The 24,259-nt window shown below is 67.4% G+C and carries 18 protein-coding genes; 12 read left to right on the top strand and 6 right to left on the bottom strand.

Going from position 1 to position 24,259, the window contains the following annotated elements; translation table 11 throughout:
* Positions 1 to 2: 2 nt before the first annotated feature.
* The 8 genes from EDF24_RS19675 (at position 3) to EDF24_RS10260 (ending at position 12,597) form a co-directional block, all read left to right on the top strand.
* Positions 3 to 605, top strand: coding sequence for a DUF1643 domain-containing protein (locus EDF24_RS19675; RefSeq protein ID WP_395868104.1), 603 nt, complete (start codon positions 3 to 5; stop codon positions 603 to 605).
* Positions 602 to 1,969: a hypothetical protein gene (locus EDF24_RS18895; protein WP_148070874.1), complete on the top strand. Its 1,368-nt coding sequence runs from the start codon at positions 602 to 604 to the stop codon at positions 1,967 to 1,969. Before EDF24_RS19675 ends, EDF24_RS18895 begins: the two co-directional genes overlap by 4 nt.
* Positions 1,962 to 4,526 (top strand): sensor histidine kinase, encoded by a 2,565-nt coding sequence (locus EDF24_RS10285; protein ID WP_148070873.1) that lies wholly within the window; start codon positions 1,962 to 1,964, stop codon positions 4,524 to 4,526. Before EDF24_RS18895 ends, EDF24_RS10285 begins: the two co-directional genes overlap by 8 nt.
* 8 nt (positions 4,527 to 4,534) lie before the next feature.
* Positions 4,535 to 6,391 carry a hypothetical protein gene (locus EDF24_RS10280; RefSeq protein ID WP_148070872.1) on the top strand — a complete coding sequence of 619 codons (1,857 nt, stop codon included), beginning with the start codon at positions 4,535 to 4,537 and terminating at the stop codon, positions 6,389 to 6,391.
* Positions 6,392 to 6,520: 129 nt separating this feature from the next.
* Positions 6,521 to 7,840, top strand: a complete 1,320-nt coding sequence (locus EDF24_RS10275) for a Shedu anti-phage system protein SduA domain-containing protein (RefSeq protein ID WP_185021632.1) — start codon at positions 6,521 to 6,523, stop codon at positions 7,838 to 7,840.
* 563 nt (positions 7,841 to 8,403) lie between these two features.
* Positions 8,404 to 9,843, top strand: coding sequence for an MFS transporter (locus EDF24_RS10270; protein WP_123702733.1), 1,440 nt, complete (start codon positions 8,404 to 8,406; stop codon positions 9,841 to 9,843).
* Positions 9,840 to 10,505, top strand: a complete 666-nt coding sequence (locus tag EDF24_RS10265) for a TetR/AcrR family transcriptional regulator (RefSeq protein ID WP_123702731.1) — start codon at positions 9,840 to 9,842, stop codon at positions 10,503 to 10,505. The genes EDF24_RS10270 and EDF24_RS10265 overlap by 4 nt, the downstream gene beginning before the upstream one ends.
* Positions 10,506 to 10,554: 49 nt before the next feature.
* Entirely contained in the window at positions 10,555 to 12,597 is a 2,043-nt protein-coding gene (locus EDF24_RS10260; RefSeq protein ID WP_123656421.1) for a hypothetical protein, read from the top strand.
* Between the two features lie 7 nt (positions 12,598 to 12,604).
* On the opposite strand, the gene EDF24_RS10255 is transcribed toward EDF24_RS10260, so the two are convergent.
* On the bottom strand, positions 12,605 to 13,837 hold the full coding sequence (locus EDF24_RS10255; RefSeq protein ID WP_123702729.1) for an MFS transporter: 1,233 nt from the start codon (positions 13,835 to 13,837) through the stop codon (positions 12,605 to 12,607).
* Between the two features lie 135 nt (positions 13,838 to 13,972).
* Here EDF24_RS10255 and EDF24_RS10250 point away from each other — a divergent pair, with 135 nt between their 5' ends.
* From EDF24_RS10250 to EDF24_RS10240, 3 genes are all read left to right on the top strand, one after another.
* The gene (locus EDF24_RS10250; RefSeq protein WP_165931573.1) at positions 13,973 to 14,629 is read left to right on the top strand and encodes a GntR family transcriptional regulator; all 657 of its coding nucleotides are present in this window, start codon (positions 13,973 to 13,975) and stop codon (positions 14,627 to 14,629) included.
* A 90-nt stretch (positions 14,630 to 14,719) separates the two neighbouring features.
* Positions 14,720 to 15,970 carry an MFS transporter gene (locus EDF24_RS10245; protein WP_123656424.1) on the top strand — a complete coding sequence of 417 codons (1,251 nt, stop codon included), beginning with the start codon at positions 14,720 to 14,722 and terminating at the stop codon, positions 15,968 to 15,970.
* Positions 15,967 to 17,574, top strand: coding sequence for a carboxylesterase/lipase family protein (locus EDF24_RS10240; RefSeq protein ID WP_123702725.1), 1,608 nt, complete (start codon positions 15,967 to 15,969; stop codon positions 17,572 to 17,574). Before EDF24_RS10245 ends, EDF24_RS10240 begins: the two co-directional genes overlap by 4 nt.
* 89 nt (positions 17,575 to 17,663) lie before the next feature.
* On the opposite strand, the gene EDF24_RS10235 is transcribed toward EDF24_RS10240, so the two are convergent.
* The 4 genes from EDF24_RS10235 to EDF24_RS10220 form a co-directional block, all read right to left on the bottom strand.
* A complete protein-coding gene (locus EDF24_RS10235) occupies positions 17,664 to 18,560 on the bottom strand; it encodes a type II CAAX endopeptidase family protein (RefSeq protein ID WP_221181374.1) in 897 nt (298 codons plus the stop codon).
* Between the two features lie 106 nt (positions 18,561 to 18,666).
* Complete coding sequence (locus EDF24_RS10230) at positions 18,667 to 19,380, bottom strand: response regulator transcription factor (protein ID WP_123702723.1); 714 nt, start codon at positions 19,378 to 19,380, stop codon at positions 18,667 to 18,669.
* Positions 19,377 to 20,579: a sensor histidine kinase gene (locus EDF24_RS10225; protein ID WP_148070871.1), complete on the bottom strand. Its 1,203-nt coding sequence runs from the start codon at positions 20,577 to 20,579 to the stop codon at positions 19,377 to 19,379. Before EDF24_RS10225 ends, EDF24_RS10230 begins: the two co-directional genes overlap by 4 nt.
* A gap of 130 nt (positions 20,580 to 20,709) precedes the next feature.
* Complete coding sequence (locus EDF24_RS10220; RefSeq protein WP_123702718.1) at positions 20,710 to 22,554, bottom strand: NAD(P)/FAD-dependent oxidoreductase; 1,845 nt, start codon at positions 22,552 to 22,554, stop codon at positions 20,710 to 20,712.
* 93 nt (positions 22,555 to 22,647) lie between these two features.
* Here EDF24_RS10220 and EDF24_RS10215 point away from each other — a divergent pair, with 93 nt between their 5' ends.
* Entirely contained in the window at positions 22,648 to 23,115 is a 468-nt protein-coding gene (locus EDF24_RS10215) for a MarR family transcriptional regulator (RefSeq protein WP_123702716.1), read from the top strand.
* Between the two features lie 134 nt (positions 23,116 to 23,249).
* On the opposite strand, the gene EDF24_RS10210 is transcribed toward EDF24_RS10215, so the two are convergent.
* The gene (locus tag EDF24_RS10210) at positions 23,250 to 24,188 is read right to left on the bottom strand and encodes a PD40 domain-containing protein (protein WP_123702714.1); all 939 of its coding nucleotides are present in this window, start codon (positions 24,186 to 24,188) and stop codon (positions 23,250 to 23,252) included.
* Positions 24,189 to 24,259 lie beyond the last annotated feature (71 nt).

Here is a 24,259-nt window from a genome sequence, read left to right as displayed (position 1 = left end):
CGATGGCTCGCTCGGTCGGAAACGCTGATGGTTCCGCTCTGTGCGCCGTTCTGCTCAACCCATCGTTCTCAGGGCCCCACTCTGTCAGCCACGGGAATCTCCGTGTGGCCGCAGAAGCTTTGGGCTTCTGCCGAGTGTCGATCGTGAACCTTGTCGGACTACAAACTCGCAACTCTCGTGATCTAGCCGAGCTGGCGACCACTCCTGATGCCTGGCAGGCAGCACGGCCTGGGATCGAAGATGCAATTCGAAAGTCGGACCACCTCTTATTCGGATGGGGTGACTCACGCCTACGCGGGATTGCGAACACCTGGAAACGTGAGCAGATCACATGGACGGTGGCGCGAGCGATCGAACACGGTCACCAACACGTCTTGATGATGGATGAAAAGGCTCGCCACCCGTCCCGGTGGCGGCAATATGTTGGGCCCCAGCGAGGTCTCTACACAGGCTCCAGCATTGAACACCGATTCGTGCAGGCTCTGCGGCTGCACCGGACGGATTCGATGCTTGGGCGCCGTCAGCCCGACGGGGGGTCGATTGCCTCGATGACACTGGATACGGTCGACATCACCAGGTTCGCACGCGTGAGGACTTCCGCTTGAGCCTCCCAATCCAGCCCCGCGTGGTGCAGACGGCCAGCCCGTCCGACCTGCTGCGAGACCTGCTTGCGCAACGGATCCAGGACGACCCGGAGTTCTGGTCATTCAATGCGCTACGGAGTCGGTCAGGCAACCACGCGCTCTTCCAGTATCCGGCGATGATGGTCCCAGAGCTTCAAGGCGCACTGCTAGACGACCTGCTCGCGATCGAACCAGATACTTCGCTCGTGTACGACCCCTTTTCGGGGTCAGGGACAGTCATGCTGGAGAGCTTGTATCGAGGGCTCGACTTCCACGGAAGCGACATCAACCCACTTGCTATCTTGCTCTGCCAGGTCAAGGCCACGCCGCCGACTTTAGGTGCCGCCCAGCTCGCAATACGACGGACGATCAGCGAGGCATTAACGACGTATAGCGACGCTCAGGCTCCCGATTTTCCAGGCGTCGATAAGTGGTTCAAACCAGAAATCAAAGCAGGGCTCGCCAGCCTTCGGGAAGCAATCAAGCACCGCAGCAATCTAGTCACCCGGCGCTTCATGTGGATCTGCTTCGCCGAAACCATCCGCTTAGTCTCAAACTCGCGCATCTCAACCTTCAAGCTTCACACCTACACCCAAGATGAGATCGACCGACGTGAGACCGACGCGATCAAGGTGTTCCGCGCGGTCGCAGGGCGCAACGCCGTGCGTCTGAAACTGCATTGGACGAAAATGTCGGCCGTTGGTGACGATCATCTTCCGACGGCGACGCTGCTGCCCGGTTCAGTTACCGACCGCTGGGTAGCACCCCGGAAGGCGGACGTGCTCATGACCTCGCCTCCATACGGAGACAACAAGACAACAGTCCCGTACGGACAGCACAGTTATCTTCCGCTTCGTTGGATAGATACACGCGATATTCCCGGCGGTTTTGACCCAGCTCTTCTGAACTCAACCTCTCGGATCGACTCACTTAGTTTGGGTGGTTCACTCAAACACGCTGATGATGCCCGGGACGAGCTGGCAGGCGTCTCGAAATCCTTCGAGCGATTCATCCTGGAGATCGACAGCGCCCCGCCCCTGCGACGCAAAGTCTTGTCGTTTACTCGTGACTACCGTGATGCGCTCAGCGCCGTCAGCGCAAGACTCAAGGACGGAGCCTTTTGCTTCTTCACTCTTGGAGAGCGACGTGTAGGGAAACGAACCTTCCCACTCGTGGACATCACACGGGAGCTTCTGGAAGCTGAGAATCACGAGATAGTCACCATCATCGAGCGCACTCTGCCGGGATCGCGCAAACGCATGGCCGCGAAGAACAGCGAAGGTGCGACCATGGCGCGCGAGTGGATTCTGGTCACACGAGCATGGCGAAAGAGTGACCATGGCTGACTCCGTAGACGAAACGATTGTCGACACGCTGCGGCTGGAGGTTCACCCTTCCGTCGTCTTCAAACTGGGTGCCGACCTGATCACCGACGACATGCAAGCTCTCAGCGAGTTGGTCAAGAACTCATACGATGCTGACGGAACCAGAGTCCGGGTCGTCATCGATACGGACGTCCTTACCGACGCGGTAACCGGTGAAGTCATCTCGGAAGACTCCCGCGAGCAATCGGACGAGACGCCCCGTGCGACACTTCGTGGCTCGATCACGATTGAGGATGACGGCATCGGCATGGATCTTGAGGCAATTCGTCGCGGGTGGCTGACCGTGTCGCTTAGCCACAAGCAGGAAATGAAGGCGCGCGGCGAGACTACGGCCAAGAAGCGGACCCCGCTCGGAGACAAAGGGCTAGGTCGCCTCGGCGCCCAACGGCTTGGGGACGTGCTCACACTCACCACTCGCACGCGGGACCTAGCAGAAGAATCCCCGCCGTTGAAGGTGTCGATGATCTGGAGCAGATTCGCCGCTGCCGATAGCCTCAACGCCGTTCCGATTGAGGTACACCGGCTGCCGCCCGGATCGTTGAAGCCGGGGACGACGCTGGAGATCCGCGGCCTGCGCGACCCAGAATTCTGGAAACAGAACGAAACCAACGACCTCCAACGCGAGTTGGCAGCGATGATCTCGCCATATGAGGGAGTCGCCGGATTCCGGATGACTCTCGCAATCGACAATAAATCGATCAACCTCCGCGAGACTGCACAGAGCATCCTGGCTGCCGCACCGATCTCCTACAGCTTCAATTTTGACGGCAGAGAATTGTCCATAGAAGGCCGATTCACCGCGGAGGTTCTCCGTCCACCGCAAGGTCGGGCCGACATCGCCACCTTTGACGAGTTGATCGGTTTCGACAACGGCTACGCCTTCACCGAGTGGCTGCTGAACGAGAAAGCAAAGAACGGAAAGGCTCTCGGCGTCCAGCTAGGCGACGACAAGCACTTCCTCACGAGTACCTTCAGCCAGAAGCTAGAGGAACTGAGCAAGGTGGAGATGGTCGGTGACGCTCCGGTGAATCCCGGCGCATTCCACGGCGAGGTGAGCGGAATCCCACTGACCAGGGACACCACCAGCGTCTTTGACAAGGCATCCGACTACCGCGAGTTCGTCAAGGCACTCGTTGGAATCAAGGTCTACCGCGATGGATTCGGCGTTCGGGTCGATGACGACTGGCTGGGCCTCGGCGCCAAGTGGACATCCGGCGCCTCCTACTACAGCCTCCGCCCCGGCAATGTCACGGGCTACGTCAGCATCAGCGCGAAGGAAAATGCTGCCCTCGAAGAGACAACTAACAGGGAAGCATTCAGGGACACTCCTGCGTACCGGAACTTCTACAGACTCTTGACTGCCTGGGCAGACTACACAGGACGGGTCCAGGAGTATCTGCGGAGAAGCTACAACGAGTACCGCGCAGAACGACTCGGGCAAGCGGCGAACATCGAGCCGCGAGCGACGCCCGAGGACCTCATCCGCAAGGCAACCAGTCAGATCGACGAAACCAGCCGTCTCGCGCGTCAAACGGCGAACGCCAGATCTTCGATCCAGCAGATTCAGAAGGCGACCGAGGAACTCGAACGACAGAAGCAAGTGAGCGAGTCCACGGTCTTCCAGGACCCGGCACTAACGAACGCCTTGGATCAAACGATCTCCCGGGTTCGTCTCGCTGCTTCTGAGGCCGAAGACCTCATCCGTAACCTTGACAGCCTCTTGAACGAGCAAGAGTCGCTGAAGCAAGGCGTTGAACTCCTCGCCCAACAGCTCGATCTGGCGCAGGAGCAGATTAGCGATGCATGGGAATCAGTGGCCCTCGGCCTCAGCGCGGAAACGCTCGCGCACGAGGTGCAGCACATCAGTGACGGGCTTCGAGCTCGAAGCGCGCAGATCACGACTTATCTCAACAGCATCAACCACAAGGATCAGCGGGTGTGGACATTCGTTGAGCACGTGAGATCGTCCTCCGGAGCGCTGAGTAAACAAGTCTCGCGTCTCACGCCATCGCTGCGATACATGCGCGAGCGCCGCGATGACATAGCAATGTCGGATGAGATCGAGACCCTTCGCAGGTACTACCTCGAACGGTGGGGCGCGAACCGATTGCGGATGGAAACGAACGTCGTCAACGACTTCTCCATTCGCGCCAACTCGGGAAAGCTCACGCAGGTCCTCGATAACTTGGTTCTAAACAGCGAATACTGGCTTCTCCAGGGCCTAGCAACGAAAACGATCGACGAGGGCGTCATCACCGTGACTGTTGATGAGCCCCACATCACTATCGAGGACAACGGCATTGGGTTCGATGAGTCGATCGAGGAGCTTGCATTCGAACCATTTATCACCATGAAACCCGCGCAACAGGGACGCGGACTGGGCCTGTTCGTCGTTCGACAACTCCTCGACTCGATGGACGCATCAATCATCTTGGCGCCCGATCGAAACGCACAGGGAAGGCGAAGCCGCCTTCGATTGAGCTTCGCACGAGCCCTATCGTCGACAAGAGATGCCTGAGAACTGACATGACAGACGAAGAACTGAGCGAACAGTCCGACGGGCCTGAGGATGTTGCGCCAACGAAGAGACTGACTCGACAGCTGTTGGACGCTCTCGGTATCACCCGGGTGATCAACGTGGATGACGACCATGCCCAAGGTCAGATTCAAAGCAAGGAGTCGGTCATCGGTGCGCTACGAGCAGGCACTCTAGACACAGTCCTGGTCGCACGGTTCATTCTCCCAGACGAGAAGGACGGGTCCGCCGATGCTCTCGACTTGGACGAGGCCATCACGCTAGTAGAAGAGCGCTGGGAAGAACTCGGCGACGACAACCGAGTCGAACTGAGTTTTGCTGCGTCGCGCGCGGCAGGCGAAGGACCTCTTGAAAGGCAACCGGAGGCGGTCGTCAGCAACAACGCTGCCCTGCTTGCGCTACCTGATCTGCTCGGCGATGACATTGAACTAGTCAGAATGGGGCTCGTGGAATGGCGTGCCACTGGACAGCAGCTCCTCGTCGATGTGAGGCCGACTCTCCTCCTGTTCGATCGCAGTTTCGAGAATGAGGGACAGTCCGCGACCGCCGGAGACGACCTGGTGCGGGGAGTCCTAGGGCGAGACGATCGCGACCACGTTTACGTAGGTTTGCTCACCCACACAGCATCCGACGAAGGGCGCGAAGACGAGATCGCACGCGAGATCAGCGCGGGCGTCACGCCGCCCCGACCGGTCATCGTCGTGGCGAAACGGCGCCTCCAGACGGACTCGTTTCCCGAAGCCCTGAGGGTCCTGCTGTTCTCGAGAGAACTTGAAGAGTTCAGAGCGCACGCGATACGGAGTCTCGAGATTGCGGGCGCTCAAGGTATCAACTTCATGCGTGACGTGACCAGGTACGCCTTGCTCGCATCATTCGAAGCAGCCAGGTCGGAAGGAGTCTTCGAAACCGACCTAGCTATGCGAATGCCCGCTGCCGTGTCTCGCAAGCATCTAGCCAAAGAGCTGAGAGATGGCGCCTTCATCGAAGGCGCCCTAGAACAACTACGCAACGCGGCGGGTATTGAACTGTACTTCGAAGCGGCCGAGAAGCCGTCCGAGATCTCCAAAATCGAGTGGGATGAACGGTTCGATGACGCAACCACTCTCTCCGGCCTGGCACTTCCACTGGAGATAGGCGACATATTCCGCGTACACGACTTGCTCGCGAACGGAAAGTCACGAGGTGCCGACAGGTACTACATTCTTCTCGCGCAGGCCTGTGACCTCAGCGTCCGAGCAGACGGCAAACGCGGCAACGAACTCAACTCCCTGGTTCTGACCGAGATCCGTCGAGCGGTCAAAGTCCCAGACACGGACACGTATAGAGACCTCAAAGACAACCAGGCAGACGTAGGAATTCTCATTCCTAGCGAAAACGAACTGTGGCGAATCCAGTTCGCTCGACAGATTCATGTGCCGACACTGGCGCTGGATGCCTGCATCACCAGTGGTTCCGGGAAGTCGATCATCAAGACAGACGCATCAGCCTCGAAGTCTCTCCCCAGCTCGTGGCTCCGCAGATTCGAGCGGATGAAAGCCGAGTGCGCAGACCTGCTCAAGGAATACAAGACCTTGGAGCAGGGTACCTCGGTCGTCGAGGGCAAAGAAGCAGAAGGTCGAGCAGTCACCAGGCATCTGGTAGCCGCGTTGCTGAGTACAAAGCCCAAGCACAAACTCGGACTGACAGCCAAGATTGACCCGGCCAAAGACACGATCGAGTTTGGCCTAGAGCGATACGCGCGAATCGCAGATAACGCCGCCCGGGGACTCTTGGCGCTACTCGCGAACCATCATGCACGCCCAGCGTTCGATGCTCCCTTGTTTGTCGAAGCCGAAGAAGAGGTGTAGTTGCGGGCCGGAGACCTAAGTTATCGACCACCAACGACCGGATAGCACGTCCTCGCGCAGCATGGTCGGCCGGCGTCACGACTTCGGATTGACCATCGGAACAACGAGAGCGGAATGAGGACGCGCGATATGTTGAACAGCGACGGACAGGCCGGGTCCTTGACAACAGTTCCTCGGTGGCAATTGGTTGCCGACCGCCTCGATACGCTAGTAACCGGGCCCTCAGCCGAGCAGTTGGTCGTCGCGAAGAGCCTCGGAGTGCCGCTTTCCGGTTCGTTACCGGCGCCAGTCGCGGCGGTGGTGATACGTCACCATCTGAGCGCCGAGCTGAGAATCGGGTTCCGAGCGGTTGACGATGTCCCCGAAGTACTCGGGGACATCGAGGACGAATTAGGCGTCACCCGTACCGAGTCCCTCATTACGGGTACGCACGAGGAGGTGACGGCCTGGTTTGAGTCGCGCTACATCCTGAAGACGATTCGTGGCATGCGTGCCCTGCGACCCCAGGTCGGCGATGTCGTTTCGAGTGCTGGTTGGAAGGCCGGTGAACGCAGGGTCATTTCCACCATCCAGGACAGTGGCCGTATCTTCATGAAGCTAAAGCCAGTTCGGAGCGCATGGCCGAACAATCTCGAAACGGTCGAGCGCGTCGGATCTCCGGGGTATGCGGCTGCGGTAAAGAGCGTCGGTGAGTCTGTGCTGAACGCGACCGTCTCAGCCTCCACGAACCTAGATAATTTCGCTCCTCTGGCGAAGTACGAACTCAAGAGTCACGTACCGGCACCGGAGGCGATTCGAGCGCTCGAAGAGTTGCTCGAATCAGGGGAGAAACGCGAAGAGCCGCTGCAGAAAGTGCTAACCCAGTATCCCGAACTGCTGGCATCAACCGTCGTCGGAGGCTGGAAGACCTTCGTGATCCCGAAGCCGCGACTTGGCTCCGAGTATGTGCCCGACTTCCTCGTCCTAGGTATCAATAGCGTCGGCCCTCAATGGGTGACGATCGAGATCGAGGGCGCGCGGCACAAGATTCTTACGAACAAGGGCAAGCTCGCACAACAGACGCGACACGCAATAGAGCAGGTTGAGGACTGGCGGGAGTGGCTCACTCGCAATGTGAGCTATGCGCAGATGGAGCAGGGCTATCACGGGCTTACTACACGCGCTCCGGGCCTTGTCATCATCGGCCGCGACGACCCTGCAGCCGAGCGGCAGGCGTCTCGGGCACGGTCTGAGGAGGCCGCCAGAATCGCAGTGCACTCGTGGGATTGGCTGCTCCGAGGTGCGCGGAACTTGAGTGGACACGCTCTGTACAAGACCAAGTTCGCAGTGGACAACCTGAACGAGCAGGTTGGCAAACAGGTCGTTTCTCTTCCGGTGTCATCTGCGTCCACGTTTGATGAGCTTTTCGCTGAAGACGAGGACGAGGAGTTCAACCGACTGCCATGGTGAAGCGGGCGGCAGAGCCATCGACCGCCCCGCTTCAAGTTTCCGGGGAGCGCCGGGACGCGCTTTGGCCCCGCGGCGGAGTGGACCAATTAGGTGACCAACGACCTGAAAACCATGCAAAGCGTGACGTGTGAAGCTCTCTCTGGGAAGGCAGAACCCTAGGCTATGCGGCCTTGGAGGACTACTCCTGGCACCTGGGGGTCAAGGGGTCGCAGGTTCAAATCCTGTCAGCCCGACCGAACACCAGGGTCACGAAGACCCGACCACGACGAAGGTCCCAGCCGATCGGCTGGGACCTTCGTCGTTTCCAGGGGTGCGGCGCCGTGGACGCGGCGACGTCTGACGCCGCGACCACTGCCGCCCGGCGGTCTGCCGCTCGCCCGTTCCCGGTGTCCAAATTTCGAAGAGCACTAGGAAACGGACCATCGTCGTCCCCTCTTGTGGGGGTGGAACTGCTTCTTTCCGACGGAAACCTAGGGTGAACTCAACATTGGTGTTGACAGCGGGATGCGGGCACTCCTACGATCAGCTCACCCGAACCCCTGGTGCTCCAATGGAGGAGTCTCATGACAGCGACGTCAGAACCCCAGTCCCCGCCGACCACGACCCCTGACCCGACGGGCCGGATCTCCTTCGGCCGGCTGCTCGCGTGGTCGTCCTCGCACGCGTCGCAGGCCGGGTCCGTGATCGTCCTGACGTACTTCACGATCTACTGCACGGACACGCTCGGGCTCGCCCCCGCCGTGGTCGGCGGGCTCCTCCTCGCGAGCAAGCTCGTCGACGCGGTCGGGGTCCTCTTCGCCGGCTGGCTCGTCGACGCGTCCCCGGAGACCCGGTGGGGCAAAGCGCGTCCCTACGACCTCGCGATCATCGGGATCTGGGTCTTCACCGCCGTGCTCTTCTCCACTCCCGGCGGGCTCGGCGAGGTCGCCGAGTACGCGTGGGTGTTCGTCAGCTACCTGCTCGTGACCGCGGTGTTCTCGCCGCTCTTCCTCGCGAACCAGCCGCTCTACCTCGCGCGGGCCTTCGCGAACCGGGACGCGTACACGAAGGCCTCCTCGGCGTCCGGCATCGTCATCGGCGTGATCAGTCTCGTCGTGGGCATCGTCTTCCCCGTGCTCGTGGGGCAGGCGGGCAAGTCGACGACCGCGTGGTCGCACATGATCCTGGTGTTCGCGGTCCCGCTGGCGCTCATCGGCCTCATCCGGTTCTGCACCGTGCGGGAGACCCACCAGCCGAACCCGGCGGAGACGCAGCGGGCGACGCTCCGCGACATCATGACGGTCCTGAAGAGCAACCCGTACCTGTGGAGCGTCTCGGGGATCCAGTTCGTCATCGCCGTGCTCGGCAACTTCGGCGCCCTGGCCTACTACTACCGCTACGTCGTCGGCAACGTCGGACTCCTCGGCATCGCCGGTGCGCTGGCGATCCTCATCCTGCCCGTGATGCTGTTCTTCCCCCGGATCATCAAGCGGTACTCCATCTCCGCGATCATCATGGTGTCGTCCGTGCTCGGGGCCATCGGGTTCGCGATGTACTCCTTCGCCGGGGCGAACATCCCGCTGCTGCTCGTCGCCGCGCTGTTCACCGCCGCGGGCAGCACGCCGATCGCCTTCCTGCTCCCGGTGCTCGTGATCGACAACGCGACGTACAACGAGTCGAAGGGGAACCGACGTCTCGAGAGCGTGGGCGGGGGCGTCACCAGCTTCGCGCAGAACCTCGGTGTCGGCGTCGCCGCGGGGATCGGCGGCATCGTGCTCTCGATCGCCGGGTACGACGGCACCCGCGCGGTGCAGACGCCGTCGGCGACGCTCGGGATCATCGCCGTGAACAGCTGGCTGCCGGCCGCGCTGTCGATCGTGGCCGCGGTCATCGCCTGGCGGTACCAGCGGTTCGAACGGGACCTGCCGGCGATCACCGCCTCGGTGATGGTGCAGCGCGAGCGGGCGGCGAAGGGCACGGCATCGGGAGACGACACCGGTGACGGCCCTACGGTGATGCGATGACCACCACCGAAGGCACCCGGAACAAGCGCGGCCCCTACGCCCGGTCGCAGCAGCGCCGCGAGACCATCGCGCGTGCCGTCCTCGACATCGTCGACGAACTCGGCCACGAGAAGGTCACCACGGCCCTGGTCGCCGAGCGGTCCGGCACCAACGAGGCGACCCTGCTGTACCACTTCCCGACGAAGGACCACCTCGTCATCGCCGCCCTCGAGTTCTCGGACTCGCTCGCGGCGCACCGGGACCCGACGACCGGCGCCAGCGCCCTCGCCACGGACCTCGATCTCGACGGCCTCCGCGAGGTGGCGAACGCCCGGACCCAGACCGAGCTGCACCGACGACGCCTCTACCAGGTGATCAAGGGGCAGGCCGTGTCCGAGGACCACCCGGCGGCCGAGTACATCGCGCACCGGACCGCGGCCGCCATCGAGCTGTGGACCGCGGTCGTCGAACAGCAGCAGCGGAGCGGCCTCGCGCACCCGTCCCTCGACCCGGCAGCGGTCGGGCGCCAGGTCTTCGCCCTCTGGGAGGGACTGGCGACGATGAACGCGGTCGACCCCGACCTCGACATCGGCGAGATGCTCCTCGACGGCATCCGCCGGCTCACCGGCCGGAACTGGACCGAGATGATCGCGACCATGACCACCCCGACGGCCGGGCTCTGACCCGCCACCCCACGACGTCGCCCCACCCGGTGGAGCGAGGAGGAGCACCATGACCGACACGACGCAGGTGTCCGACCCGACCGACATCCCCTTCGCGGACACCGCCGCGCGCCCCTGGACGGACGTGGACGAGTGGCGTGACGAACCGGTCCGGCACCGCTACGTCCACGGCGGCTTCACGGGCACCGACACGCGCTTCTCGTTCTACTTCCCGCCCGCCGAGCAGTACCAGGGGCGCTTCTTCCAGCACGTCACGCCGCGCCCCCTGTCGGAGGACCTCGCGCAGCAGGCGTCCGGACAGGCCGACAAGATCGGCTTCGCTGCCGCGAGCGGCGCGTACTTCGTCGAGACCAACGGCGGTGGCGAGGCGGCCGGGGACCCGATGTCCGGGGTCGACCCGCGGATCGGCGCCTACGAGGCCAACGCCGCGGCCGCCCGGTACTCGCGCGTCGTCGCCGAGGAGGTCTACGGACCGCACCGTCCGTTCGGCTACGCGTACGGCGGCAGCGGCGGCGCGTACCGGACGATCGGCGCCGCGGAGAACACGACGGGGGTCTGGGACGGCTACGTGCCCTACGTCGTCGGGAGTCCGATGGCGATCCCGAACGTCTTCACGGTGCGGATGCACGCGCAGCGGATCCTGCACGACGCCTTCCCGGCGATCGTCGACGCGTACGACGCCGGCAGCGACCGCGCACCGGCCGAGCTGCTCGCCGACGTGCTGACCGAGGCGCAGGCCGCGGCGCTCGCCGAGGTGACACGGATGGGCTTCCCGCCGCGCGCCTGGTTCGCGTGGGGGACCCTGGGGACGCACGCGTTCAGCGCGCTCTACCCGGGCATCGTGATGGCCGACCCGGCGTACTTCGACCACGACTTCTGGAACGTCGACGGCTACCTCGGCGCCGACCCCGACGACCCGATCCACGCGGAGCGCACCCTCGTGGAGACGTCGGTCGCGGCCCTGCTGTCCACCGCGGACGCCGTGGCCGCGGGCCTCGTCCCGGACCGGTCGGCGTTCACCGGTGTCGGTGGGGTCGAACCGGTCTACGACGAGGTCCGCGCGACGGACGTGGCGGCGTTCACGCTGGGTCACACCCTCGACCACGACGTCGCCGGAGCGGAACTGCAGGTCCTCACGGGTGCAGCGGCCGGCGCGCGGATCCGGCTCAGCGGCACGACCGGCGACGCGGCGGTCATCGACCTCGACAACGACCCCGAGACGGTCGGCCGCATCGCCGTCGGCGACCGGGTCCGGGTCGACAACGCGAACTTCCTCGCCGCGCAGACCTACCACCGGCACCAGGTCCCCGACGCCTCGTACGCCGTGTGGGACCAGTTCCGCGACGCCGACGGCCGGCCCGGCTCGCCGCAGCGGCCCTTCCTCCTCGGACCCCTGTTCGCGGCCAGTGCGTCCGGGACCGTGCAGACCGGCCGGATCAGCGACAAGACGATCGTCGTCGCGTGCCTGCTCGACCGCGAGGCGTTCGCGTGGCAGGCGGACTGGTACCGCTCGCGGGTCGTCGAGCACCTCGGCGACGCCGCCGACGACACGTTCCGGCTCTGGTACGTCGACAACGCCCTGCACGGCGACGACGAGCACCAGGAGTTCCCGACGCGCACCGTGAGCTACCTCGGTGTCCTGCAGCAGGCCCTCCGAGCCCTCGCGCGCTGGGTCGAGGACGGCGTCGCTCCTGCCGCCTCCACGCGGTACGACGTCGTCGACGGGCAGGTCGTCGTCCCGCCGACGGCGTCCGAGCGAGCCGGTGTCCAGCCGGTCGTGGACCTGTCGTCCGACGGTTCCCGTCGCTTCGCCGCGCGGGTCGGCGAAGCGGTCGCGATCACCGCATCGGCGACCGTTCCGACCGCAGGCGGCGAGGTCGTCGCGCTCGAGTGGCACGACGGCCAGCACGAGGGCTACGTCGCGGAGCCGGTGACCCCGGCCCGGCGCGTCACCGCGACGCGGCACGTCGTCTTCGACGAGCCCGGGACGTACTTCGTCACGGCGCGGGTGACCGCGCAGCCGACCACGGCGTCCGGCACCGCGCACGAGCTCGTCCAGGACCTCGATCGTGTGCGGGTGGTGGTCAGCTGACGGAGGGTCAGACGGTCGACTCCCGCTCCGCCGGCTGCGCGACCACGTCCGCCTCGGACCGTGCCGCCCGCGCGAGCCGTCGCGCCACCGGGCGACGCAGCACGACGGCGAGCACCGCGCCCGCGACGAGGGGGAGGGTCATCGTCTGCCACATCGCCGGGTACCCGGCGGACTGCGCGATCGCACCGCCGGCGATCGGGCCGGCGAAGTCGCCGGCGTCGCTGCCGAGGAACGTGGTGCAGCTCGCGGCCCCGCGGCGGTCAGCCGGCACCATCTTCATCGCCATGCCCTCGATGAGGGGCTGGCACGACCCGTACCCGAAGCCGAGCAGGACGGCGGCGAGGAGGAACACGGGGAGTGTGTGCGCGGTGCTGATCACCAGGAGCGACGCGGCGAACAGGCCGAAGAACACCGCGAGCACCCCGTAGCCGAATCGGTCGGCGAGTCGGCCGGCGAGCGGGCGTGAGACGAAGAGGGTCAGCGCGTCGACGGTGAAGAACAGCGCGATGTGCGCACCCGCCCCCTGCCGTTCGGCGAAGAGCGCGAGGAACGGGTTGACGAGGCTGTAGGACCCCACGAGCAGGAAGAACAACAGCGCCGGGATGGCGACCTCGGGCGCGAAGACGTTCCGGGGCGTGATCCGGAACGGTCGACGCGGCACGGAGGGCGCGCGGACACGGGTGACGAGCGCGGCGGCCACGAGCAGCACGCCCCCGGCGACGAGGAAGAGCGTCCGGTAGCCGAAGGCCGCTGAGACGCCGAGGGAGATGTTCGGGCCGATCACCTGGGCGAGCGCCGGGGCGAGCGAGAACACCCCGATGCCGATGCCGAGCCGTTCGCGGGGGAGCAGGTCGGCCGCGAAGGCGATGCAGCACGTGGCGGTGAAGGCCTGACCGGCACCCTGGACGAGCCGGAAGACGATGAGCGGCGGTACGGAGTCGGACAGTCCGTAGCCGAACATCGCGATGGCGATCGCGCCCGCGGCGCCCATCAGCACGTACTTGCGGTCGAAGCTGTCGATCGCCGGGGCGGACACACACTTGAACACGATCGCGGTGACCGCGAACGCGCTGCTCACGATGCCGATGACGCTCGGCGTGGCACCGAGCGAGTCGGTGTACTTCCCGATGAGCACGTTGCTCATCGTCAGCCCGAGCGAGATGAGGGCGTACGACGCGAACAGGCACGCGAACCCCGCGGTCCACACACGCTGTGGTGGCGCGGTACCCGGCTGCTGCATCTCGACCTCCCTGTCGAGGATCGTGCACGTCGGTCAGGATCGTGCACGATCCAATGCATGAACTTAAAGCCGTCGGTCGTGCTCGTCAAGTCGACTGCGCACCGTGTCCGACGGGGTCTGCGCTATCGTGCTCGCGTGAGCAGTCGCGAGCCGGACAGCGAGAGCAAGGCGGATCTCGCCTACGCCCTCATCAAGCGTCGCATCATCGACCGGACCTACGTGCCCGGGTACCGGATCGTCGTCGACCAGCTCGTCCGCGAGAGCGGCCTGAGCAACATCCCGCTGCGTGAGGCGATCCGTCGGCTCGAGGCCGAGGGGTGGATCGAGGTCGTCCGGAACGTCGGCGCGCGGGTCGCGCTCTTCGACGTGGAGGACCACCGGAACACCCTCGAACTGATCGCCCGGCTCGAGGGGTTCGCGACCGCGCTGGCGCAGCCGAACCTGACCGCTGCTGACATCGCGGCGGCTCGGGCGCTCGACCGGGAGATGGGGGAGGCGCTCGACGTCATCGACCTCGACCGGTTCGGCCAGCTCAACCGTCGGTTCCACGCGCTCTTCCACGAGCGGAGCGGCGACGCCCACATCGCGTCGCTCCTGACGAGCGAGCTGCAGCGCTTCGACGTGATCCGCCGGAGTGTCAGTCACACCGTCCCCGGGCGGCACCGCGCCTCGATCGCCGAGCACGAGCGGCTCCTCGACCTCCTCGAGGCCGGCGCGAGCTCCGAGGCGATCGAGACGTGTGCTCGGCAGCACAAGCTGAACGGGCTGGACGTCCCGACGCCCGTCGCCTGAGCCCGGCTTGACGGCTCGGGTCTTCCTGCCTATCTTCGATCTCACACGATTTCGTGTGAGTTACGACGACCAGGCGAAAGGCTCCCTCCAATGGCGAAGGACATCATCGACGACGAACACGGGCGGCCGCCCGTCCCGGCAGCGACGGCCGAGGCGGACGCTTCCGTGGCGCAGGAACCCTCGAAGATCTGGAACCGTGCGTTCATCGCGATCTTCGCCACGAACGTGCTCGTGTCCATCGGGCTGCAGATGTCGAACGTGCTCATCGGCAAGTACACCGACTCGCTCGGCGCGACCGCCGCGGTCGTCGGCATCGTCTCCAGCGCCTTCGCCTGGTCGGCGATCGTGTTCAAGCTCGCCTCGGCACCGGCTCTCGACGCCTTCAACCGGAAGTTCATCGTCCTCGGCGCGATCATCGCGATCGGCATCGCGTTCCTCGGGTTCGGCATCTCGGGCAACGTCCCGGAGCTGATCACCTTCCGCCTGCTGCAGGGCGCCGGCCAGGCGTTCAGCACGACGGCGTTCATCGCGATGGCGGCCGACGCGTTGCCGCGGGAGCGGATCGGCACCGGGCTCGGGTTCTTCACGCTCGGCGCCGGCATCGCGCAGATGGTCGGGCCGGTCATCTCGCTCAAGGTCGCTGCGGCGGGTTCCTACGACACGGCGTTCTTCATCGCCGCCGGGTTCGTCGGCCTCGGCGTCGTCATGTGCACCCAGATCAAGCTCAAGTACAAGCGTCCGAAGGGGTTCAAGCTCTCGCCGAAGAACTTCTTCGCGAAGGAGGTCCTGCTCGCCGCGATCATCACCTTCTTCGTGTTCGCCTGCTACAGCCTGGTGAACCCGTTCCTGGCGATCTTCGCGGGCCAGCAGGGCATCGGCAGCAACATCTCCTTCTTCTTCACGATCTACGCCGGCGTGCTCTTCGTCTCCCGGCCGCTCGCCGGTCGCCTGGCGGACCGCTTCGGGTACCTCGTGCTCGTCCCGATGATGGTGCTCTTCATCGGCTCGTTCTTCCTCATCAGCGTCTCGCACTCCCTGCTGGCGTTCCTCGTCGCGGCGGTCCTGTTCGGGTTCGGCTACGGCGGGTGCCAGCCGGTGCTGCAGTCGATGGCGATGAAGATGGTCCCCAGGGAACGACGCGGCGCGGGCAGCACCACGAACTTCCTCGGCAGCGACCTCGGCAACATCGTGGGACCGATCGTCGGCGGGTCGATCGCGACGACCTTCGGGTACAGCGCGATGTGGCAGGGCATGACGGTCGCGCTCGTGATCAGCGGCGTGCTCGTGGTCGTCCTCCGTCGCGCCATCGTGCGCCAGATCGACAGCGTGGCCACGGCATGAGCATCGACCAGCACACGACGACGACCGTCCCGACCGACGCCGGACTCATCGAGGGGACCACGGGCCGTCGCGACGACGTGCGCGTCTTCCGGGGGATCCCGTACGCCGCTCCGCCGGTCGGCGATCTCCGGTGGCGCGCCCCGCAGCCGCCGGCACCGTGGGACGGCGTCCGGCAGGCCACCCGGTTCGGTGCGATCAGCCCCCAGCCGGAGACCGCCGCGACCCGTGCGCTCGGGCTGGGGATGGACGAGGACTGCCTCACGCTGAACCTGTGGACGCCGGTGTCGGGCAGCGACGAGCCGAAGCCGGTCCTGGTGTGGATCTACGGCGGCGGGTTCCAGGAGGGCAGCGCCGCCGACCCCCGGTTCGACGGCGAGAACCTCGCGCGTCGGGGCGTGGTCGTCGTGACGTTCAACTACCGGCTCGGGGCGCTCGGCTTCCTCGCGACACCGGAGCTGAGCGCGGAGTCCGGGCACGACGCCTCCGGCAACTACGGTCTGCTCGACTGCGTCCGCGCCCTCGAGTGGGTCCGGGACAACGTCGCCGCGTTCGGCGGCGACCCCGGCCGCGTCACCATCGCCGGGCAGTCCGCCGGGGCCGGCACGTGCAACTTCCTCGCGATGTCACCGCTGGCGACCGGCCTGTTCCACCGGGTGATCGCGCAGAGCCACGCCCGGCACGCGGGCGACACCGAGCTGCGGTACCTCTCGACGTCGTACCGGGGCCGCGACGCCGCCGAGGCGCAGGGCGCGGCGTTCGTCGCGGCGCGCGGTGCGACGGACCTCGACGCGATGCGCGCGCTGCCGTTCGACGACCTCGTCGACCGGGACCGTCTCGGCGACATGGACGTCGAGACCGGGAGCGACGCCCGCCCACCGCTCTTCCGTCCCGTCGTCGACGGCTGGGTCCTGCCGCACGGCTACGCCGAGACGTACGCGCTCGGCGCCCAGAACCGGGTCGACTACATCGCCGGGAACGACCTCGACGAGAGCGGCGCGATCCCCGAGGACGCGTTCGCCGCGACCCGTGCGAAGGGGGAGCAGCCGTGGCGACCGGGTCGACCGCCGACCCACGTCACCCTCGAGTCCTTCACCAGGGGCGCGCACGAGAAGTTCGGTCCGCTCGCCGACGAGTTCCTCGCGCTCTACCCCGCCACGGACGACGACGAGGCGGCCCTGGCGAGCAACGACGCGATCCACGACAACGCGACGGTGTCGACCTCCCTGTGGGGCACGACGTGGACCGCGGAGTGCGAGCGCCCGGTGCGGACGTACTTCTGGACGCACCGTCCGCCGTCGCCGTCCGGTGGCCCCCGTCGCGCCGGCCACGGTTCGGAGATCGACTTCGTGTTCGACAACCTCGACGTCGTCGACCTGGACTGGGACGACGACGACCGAGCGGTCGCGGCCACGATGTCCGCGTACTGGGTGAACTACATCGCCACGGGCGACCCGAACGGTCCCGGCCTGCCGGCATGGCCCGAGTACGCGGCCACTCCGCCGACGGTGATGGACCTCGGGACCGACTTCGCGATGCGTCCGGTCGCCACCCCGGAGCGGACGGCGTTCTGGGAACGCTTCTTCCGGACGCAGGTCGCGTGGTGATCGCTGCCGCGGCTCCGGAGCGCTGACGCGCGGACGGGAGGCCCGGTGCCGGCCGGCACCGTGCCTCCCGTCCGTCGGATGACGACCGATCAGCGGCCGACGGCTTCCAGACGGACGCGCGCCGCGGCGGACCGGGTCGGCGCGACTCGCCGACGGCGGGCCGCGACGAGCATCGGGATCGCGACGGCGAGGCTGACCAGCACCGGCACGAAGGACGCCTCGAGGCCGAACGCGCCGCCCGAGAGCAGGCCGTCGCCGTGCACGGTGGTGACGAACAGGCCCGGGTCGCGGTGTCCGGAGACGGGGATGCCGAGCAGGCCCTCGACGACGTTCCAGGCGAAGTGGATGCCGATGACGAACCACAGGTTGCGGCGCCACATGAAGGCGGCACCGAGGAGGACACCGGCTTCGATCGCGATGGCGAGGGACGACCACAGCGTGGCGCCGGGGTTGAGGAGGTGCGCGCCGCCGAAGAAGGCCGCGGTGACGGCGAGGGCGATCCACCGGCCGACGCGGGGTCCGCAGAGCTGCTCCACGCCCTGGAAGAGCAGGCCGCGGAAGGTGAGCTCCTCGACGATGGCGGCGCCGGCGTTCACGGCGAGGGCGAGCGCGACGGTCGTGGTGACGTCGTGGGGCGCCCAGGTCACGGTGTAGGCGCCGGTGGCGACCACGATCAGGTACGACACGGCGATGAAGAGGACGCCGATCGCGAGGCCGAGGAAGGTCTCGCGACCGATGCCGCGCACCGTCAGCTCGGGGGTCCGGCGGCGGGCGACGAGCCACATCGTGAGCTGGTAGAACACGAGCCCGGCTGCGGCGCCGATCAGCGCGGTGACGATGACGCCGGTGGCGTCCATCTCCGAGCCGACGCCGACCAGGATCGCGTTCGTGAGGAACACGAACACCGTGCCGATGATCATCCAGGTGAGGGGGAAGGTCAGGATCCGGCGCATCACGCTCGGCTTCCCGGCGGTGGTCGTTGCCATGGTCGGTCTCCTTCGTCGTGGAGCAGCATCTGCTGCCGTGACGACCGTAGGAAACGGCGCGATCCGCCGGGTCCCCCAAAGGTGGACAGTCCCGTCGGGCGGCCCGTCAGTCGTCGGCGATGCCCGTGCGGTACGCGTAGACGACGGCCTGGACGCGGTCGCGGACCCCGAGCTTCAGCAGGATCCGTGACACGTAGGTCTTCGCGGTCTCACGGGTGACGAACATGGCTTCGGCGATCTCGACGTTCGACATGCCCCGGGCGAGGAGCCGCAGCACCTCGAGCTCGCGTGGTGTCAGCTGCCCGGACTCGTCGGCGACGGTGACCGGGGGCCGGATCCGGCCCGCGAAGCTGCCGATGAGCGTGCGCGTCACGGCGGGGTCGACGAGTGCCTCGCCGCGCGCGATCGTCCGGACGGCGTCGAGCAACTGCGGGGGCGAGGCGTCCTTGAGCAGGAACCCGCTCGCTCCGGCACGGAGGGCGTCGAAGACGTACTCGTCCAGGTTGAACGTCGTGACGACGAGGATCCGCGGTGGCACCGCTCCGTCGTGACGCGGCGCGGCGAGGATCTCCCGGGTGGCCGCGATGCCGTCGAGCACCGGCATCCGGATGTCCACGACCATCACGTCGGGCGTCGCGTCGCGGGCGAGGTCGACGGCGTCGCGGCCGTTCGCGCCGAGCCCGACGAGCTCCATGTCCGTCTGTGCGCGGACCACCCGGGCGAACCCGTCGCGCACCAGGGTCTGGTCGTCGACGAGCGCGATGCGCAGGCGGCTGCCCGCGTCGGGTGGTGTCGGGGTCGCTCCGTCAGCCGCGTTCACCGGCGGCGGCCCGGTGTGGCGTGGGCGTCCGGGGCGAACGAGGCGACGACCTCGAAGCGGCCGCCGACGGCGCCCGTGTCGAGCCGTCCGCCGAGGAGCGCGGCGCGGTCCGCCATGCCCCGGCGGCCACGGCCGGGAACACCAGGAGGGTCGCCGGTCACGTCGTTCACGACACGCAGCTCGACGCGTCCGTCGTGATCGGTCAGGGTCATCTCGACGGGGGCTCCGGGGGAGTGCTTCATGGCGTTCGTCAGGGCTTCCTGGGCGATGCGGTACAGGGTGAGGGCGACCTCGTCGGAGAGGACGGGCCGTGTTGCCGGCTCGGTGAGGACGACGGGGTACCCGCGCTGCCGGGCCTCGGCGACGAGGTCCGCGACGGTGTGGGCGACGGCCTCCCGGGGTGCCGGCCCGCCGCCGGGCGCGGCGATGGTCTGCTCGAGGGCGCCGAGGAGCGACCGGAGCTCCTGGAGGGCGCGGCGGCCGGTGGTCCCGATGGTCTCGAGGGTCCGGGCGCGTTCGGCATCCTCGGACGCGTCGAGGTAGGCGGCGGAGTCGGCCTGCACGACCATGGCGGTGACGTGGTGGGTGACGATGTCGTGCAGGTCCCGTGCCAGCAGGTTGCGGGACTCGCGGACGGCGTCCTCCGCCGCCTGCATCTCGCGCGCTGCCTGCTCGGCGACCCGGCGCCGGACGAGGAGACCGACGAACCACGGGGTCGTGAGCACCAGGAAGAAGGTCGCCCAGTCGACGAGGCGCTCGGGTGAGCCCTCGGCGTGCAGGGCGAACGCGAGCAGCACGTACCCGGCGGCGACGGCGACGGCGATCGTCCGCCGGTGCCGCTGCTCGTGGGCGGCGAACGAGTAGATCGCGACGAACAGGCCGAGCCCGGCCACCCCGGTGCCGACGCCGGCGAGCTGCGCCGCGGCGAACGAGGCGCCCACCACGGCGAGCGCCGTCCCGGGGGCGACCCGGCGGGCGGCGAGGGTCAGGGACTGCCCGGCGATGAGGACCGGGGGCACCCACTCGGCGACGGCGTGGTGCAGCTCGCCGAGCTCGACCCCGGCGACACCGAGGGGGAGGAGCGACAGGACGAAGAGCAGGAGGCCACCCGCGGCGTCGCGGACCCAGACGGGCAGGCCGTCCCACGGCACCCGGACACGCCGCTGCCGCGGGTCGCGCACCGGCGGACGAGACGACATGGTCTCGACGCTAGCGTGATCCGCTGCGCGGCTCGACGGCGGGTCCGGTAGCCGGGTCGCGACCACCACCGGACGGGAGGCTCGGTGCCAGCCGGCACCGGGCCTCCCGTCCGTCACGGGGTGACCGTGCTCAGGTGGTGACCATCACCTCGTCCATCCGGTGTGCGCGCCAGTCCGCCAGGACGTCGCGGAAGACCACCGGGCCCGGGCCGAAGGACGTGTTCCCGGTCGTCGCGGTCCCCTCGCGGTTGTAGTAGCCCGGCGTGCAGCCCGCGCGGAACGCGTCGTTGTCGATCGCGGTGGCGCGGATCGTGGCGGCCCACGCGTCCTCCGCGTCGCGGGTGGGCTCGACGTACCGCGCACCGGTGGCCCGCGCGGACCGGATCAGTTCGGCGATGTGGTCGGCCTGGTCCTGCAGGACGTGGACGAAGTTGACCGAGTTCGCGTTCTGCAGCGGCCCGAGCTGGAAGAGGTTCGGGAACCCGTGCGTGGTGAAGCCGTGGAGCGTCCGAGGGCCCCGTGCCCACGACGCGAGCAGCGCGGTGCCGCCGCGACCGTGCACCGGCAGGCTGCCGGAGAGCACCCCGGAGACGCCGACCTCGAAGCCGGTGGCGAAGACGACGCAGTCGACCGGGTACTCGGTGTCGCCCACGACGACGCCGGTCTCGGTCATCCGGGTGATGCCGCCCGTGTCCGCAGTGTCGACGAGTGTGACGTTCGGCTCGTTGAACGCCTGCAGGTAGCGGTCGCTGAACGCCGGTCGCTTGCACATGTAGCGGTACCAGGGCTGCAGCGCCTCGGCGGTGGCCGGGTCCTCGACGACCTCGTCGACACGTGCGCGGACGTCCGTCATGTGCTGCAGGTCGAGCAGCTCGTCGAGACGCTCCCGGTCGGCCGGGTCGACGCGCTCGTCCACGGTGCCGGTGATCATCGTGCGCTGGATCCGCGCCGTCGCCGTCCATCCGTCCCGGGTGAGGTCCTCGTCGACCGGCGCGCCGGAGACCGTGCGGATGAAGTTCTCCTGGCGTTCGCGCTGCCAGCCAGGACGGAGCGACGCGGCCCACGCGGGGTCCGTCGGACGGTTGTCGCGCACGCCGATGGTCGAGGGGGTGCGCTGGAACACGAACAGGTGCTCCGCGTCGCGGGCGACGAACGGGACGACCTGGATCCCGGTGGCGCCGGTGCCGACGACCGCGACCCGCTTGTCGGCGAGTCCGGTCATCCCGCCCTCGGCCGTGCCGCCGGTGTAGCCGTAGTCCCATCGGCTGGTGTGGAAGGTGTGGCCGCGGAACGTCTCGATGCCCGGGATGCCCGGCAGTTTCGGCTCCGTCAGGGTCCCGGAGGACGTGACGACGAACCGTGCCCGGAAGCGGTCGCCGCGGTCGGTCTCGACCGTCCAGACGTCGTCGTCCTCGTCCCAGCGCAGTCCGGTCGCCCGGGTCTGGAACAGGGTGTCGCGGTACAGGTCGAAGGTCCGCCCGATGGCCATGGCGTGCTGGCGGATCTCCTCGCCCGGGGCGTACCGCCACCTCGGGACGGTGCCGACCTCCTCGAGGAGCGGCATGTAGACGTACGACTCGATGTCGCAGTGGATCCCGGGGTACCGGTTCCAGTACCAGGTGCCGCCGAAGTCGCCGGCCTCGTCCATGATCCGGATGTCCTCGACGCCGTGGCCACGGAGCCGGGCCGCGGTGACGAGTCCGCCGAAGCCGCCGCCGATGACCAGCACCTCGACGTCCGTGGTCACCGGCTCCCGGTCCGCCCGGGGCGTGTAGGGGTCCGTGGCGTAGTAGCCGAACGAGCCGGTCGCGCGGCGGTACTGGGTCGCGCCGTCCGGTCGGACGCGTCGGTCCCGTTCCTGCCGGTACCTCGCCCGGACCGCGTCGACGTCGACCCCGCGGCGTGCGAGGTCGGCGGACACGCGATCGGCCTCGGTCTGGACGGCGGTGCTGTCGTTGGCGATCCTGTCGGTCATGGACATCCTCTCGAACTGGTTAGCATCAGGCTAAGCAGTTCGCCTTGGTGGGCGCTGGAGCCGCTCGGGGAGAGCCTGCCCTACGCTGGAGCCGTGACCGACCAGGACGACGAGCGCACGCGTCTCGAGCAGCGCATCGGCGCGATGACGACACGCTTCGAGAGCGAGGGGCTCGCCGACATCGTCGAGCCGCTGCTCTCGCTCCGGCTGACGCTGCAGCAGCTCAAGGTCCTCACCGTGCTCGTGACAGCCGAGGACGGCATGACCCTCACGACGCTCGCGTCGTCGTTCGGCGTCTCACTCGCCTCGATGTCCGGCGTCGTGGACCGCCTGGTCGAGCAGGACGTCGTCGCGCGGACGGCGGCCGAGGGGGACCAGCGGGTCCGGCGGCTCCGTGCCACGGCCCGCGGACGCGATGCGGTCGGGCAGCTGATGGCGCGGCGGCCCGAGTACGGGTTGCGCGTCCTGCGGCGGCTCGACCTCGATGACCTGCGGGCGCTGGACCGCGGCATGTCGGCGGTCCAGCGTGCCGTCTGGCCGGAGGCCGGCGAGCGCTCCTGACCCGGCGATGCGCCGGGCCGACCGTCCGGGTCGACCTTCCGGACCGGCGGTCCGGTCTGGCCGTCCGGTCTGGCCGTCCGGACTGACGGTCCGGACTGACGGTCCGGACTGGCGGTCCGGACTGGCGGTCCGGATCACCGCGCGGGGGCGCCGATCGGGTAGTCGACGAAGGCGAAGGCCGACCCGTCGGGCGCCCAGCCGTTGACGTTGAGGGTGCCCTGACCGCCGTCGAGCTCGACGATCGTCTCGGCGGCCTGCCACACCGCCGGTCCCCAGTCGCTGACGGTGCCCGGCCCGGTCACCTGGCGGAGCCGGACCCGCTCGTCCGCCGGGTGCCCTTGGGTGCCGGGCGGGAACGACAGGAACACCGCGGCGTCACCCGTCGGCGTCGGGTGCGGGAACCAGTTCACGTGCTCGTCGACGGTGAGCTGCTCGAGCTCCGTGCCGTCGGGACGGACACGGGCGATCTGCGCATGGCCGGGCGCTTCCTCGAACTGCGCCGTGTTGAACAGGATCCAGGCACCGTCGGGCGTCCACTCCGGGCCGTCGGCGGGACCGGGGGCAGTGGTGACGGCGCGGTCAGCGGTGCCGTCGACGGCGAGCACGTGGATCGTGCCGGAGGACCACACGTCGTCGCCGTCCGGGTCGAGCCGGACGTACGCGAGTTCGGTGCCGTCCGGGCTGACGCCGTGCAGGAAGTGCATCGCGCCGTCGTCCGGCGTGACCCGGGTCGCCGGACCGCCGGCGAGCGGGGCGCTCCAGATGTGGAAGTCCTCGGCGCTGACGTGGACCGTGACGCCGTCCGGGTCGAGGACGTGGTCGTTGTTGAGCGGCGGGACGCCCTCGATCGCGACGCGCTCCGGTGCGCTCGCGCCGTCGGCCGGCATCGTCCAGAGGACGCCGTCCGCGTTCAGGACGAGTCGCCCGTCGGACGTCCAGTTCGGGGCTTCGTAGAGGCGCTCCGTGCTCTCGTGCACGGTCGTCACCGAGCGGTCCGCCCGATTCCAGATCCGGACCCGGCAGCGCTGGCCCTCCAGCAGGACTCGTCCGGGCGGGGTGGTGTCGGTCGGCATGGGTTCCCTCGGGATCTGCGGCGTCGTTGCTCGTGCCGGACGATCCAACCACACGGTCGTGCGCTCGCGGC

The sequence above is a fragment of the Curtobacterium sp. PhB130 genome, from assembly GCF_003755165.1.
Lineage (GTDB): Bacteria > Actinomycetota > Actinomycetes > Actinomycetales > Microbacteriaceae > Curtobacterium.
This window is presented reverse-complemented; position numbering and strand designations above follow the sequence as displayed.

Coding starts and splice junctions, on each gene's coding strand:
- EDF24_RS10275 (WP_185021632.1), top strand. CDS start 6,521: ATGTTGAACAGCGACGGACAGGCCGGGTCCTTGACAACAGTTCCTCGG.
- EDF24_RS10220 (WP_123702718.1), bottom strand. CDS start 22,554: ATGACCGACAGGATCGCCAACGACAGCACCGCCGTCCAGACCGAGGCC.
- EDF24_RS19675 (WP_395868104.1), top strand. CDS start 3: ATGGCTCGCTCGGTCGGAAACGCTGATGGTTCCGCTCTGTGCGCCGTT.
- EDF24_RS10285 (WP_148070873.1), top strand. CDS start 1,962: ATGGCTGACTCCGTAGACGAAACGATTGTCGACACGCTGCGGCTGGAG.
- EDF24_RS10210 (WP_123702714.1), bottom strand. CDS start 24,188: ATGCCGACCGACACCACCCCGCCCGGACGAGTCCTGCTGGAGGGCCAG.
- EDF24_RS10280 (WP_148070872.1), top strand. CDS start 4,535: ATGACAGACGAAGAACTGAGCGAACAGTCCGACGGGCCTGAGGATGTT.
- EDF24_RS10265 (WP_123702731.1), top strand. CDS start 9,840: ATGACCACCACCGAAGGCACCCGGAACAAGCGCGGCCCCTACGCCCGG.
- EDF24_RS10225 (WP_148070871.1), bottom strand. CDS start 20,579: ATGTCGTCTCGTCCGCCGGTGCGCGACCCGCGGCAGCGGCGTGTCCGG.
- EDF24_RS10270 (WP_123702733.1), top strand. CDS start 8,404: ATGACAGCGACGTCAGAACCCCAGTCCCCGCCGACCACGACCCCTGAC.
- EDF24_RS10255 (WP_123702729.1), bottom strand. CDS start 13,837: ATGCAGCAGCCGGGTACCGCGCCACCACAGCGTGTGTGGACCGCGGGG.
- EDF24_RS10245 (WP_123656424.1), top strand. CDS start 14,720: ATGGCGAAGGACATCATCGACGACGAACACGGGCGGCCGCCCGTCCCG.
- EDF24_RS10260 (WP_123656421.1), top strand. CDS start 10,555: ATGACCGACACGACGCAGGTGTCCGACCCGACCGACATCCCCTTCGCG.
- EDF24_RS10240 (WP_123702725.1), top strand. CDS start 15,967: ATGAGCATCGACCAGCACACGACGACGACCGTCCCGACCGACGCCGGA.
- EDF24_RS10235 (WP_221181374.1), bottom strand. CDS start 18,560: ATGGCAACGACCACCGCCGGGAAGCCGAGCGTGATGCGCCGGATCCTG.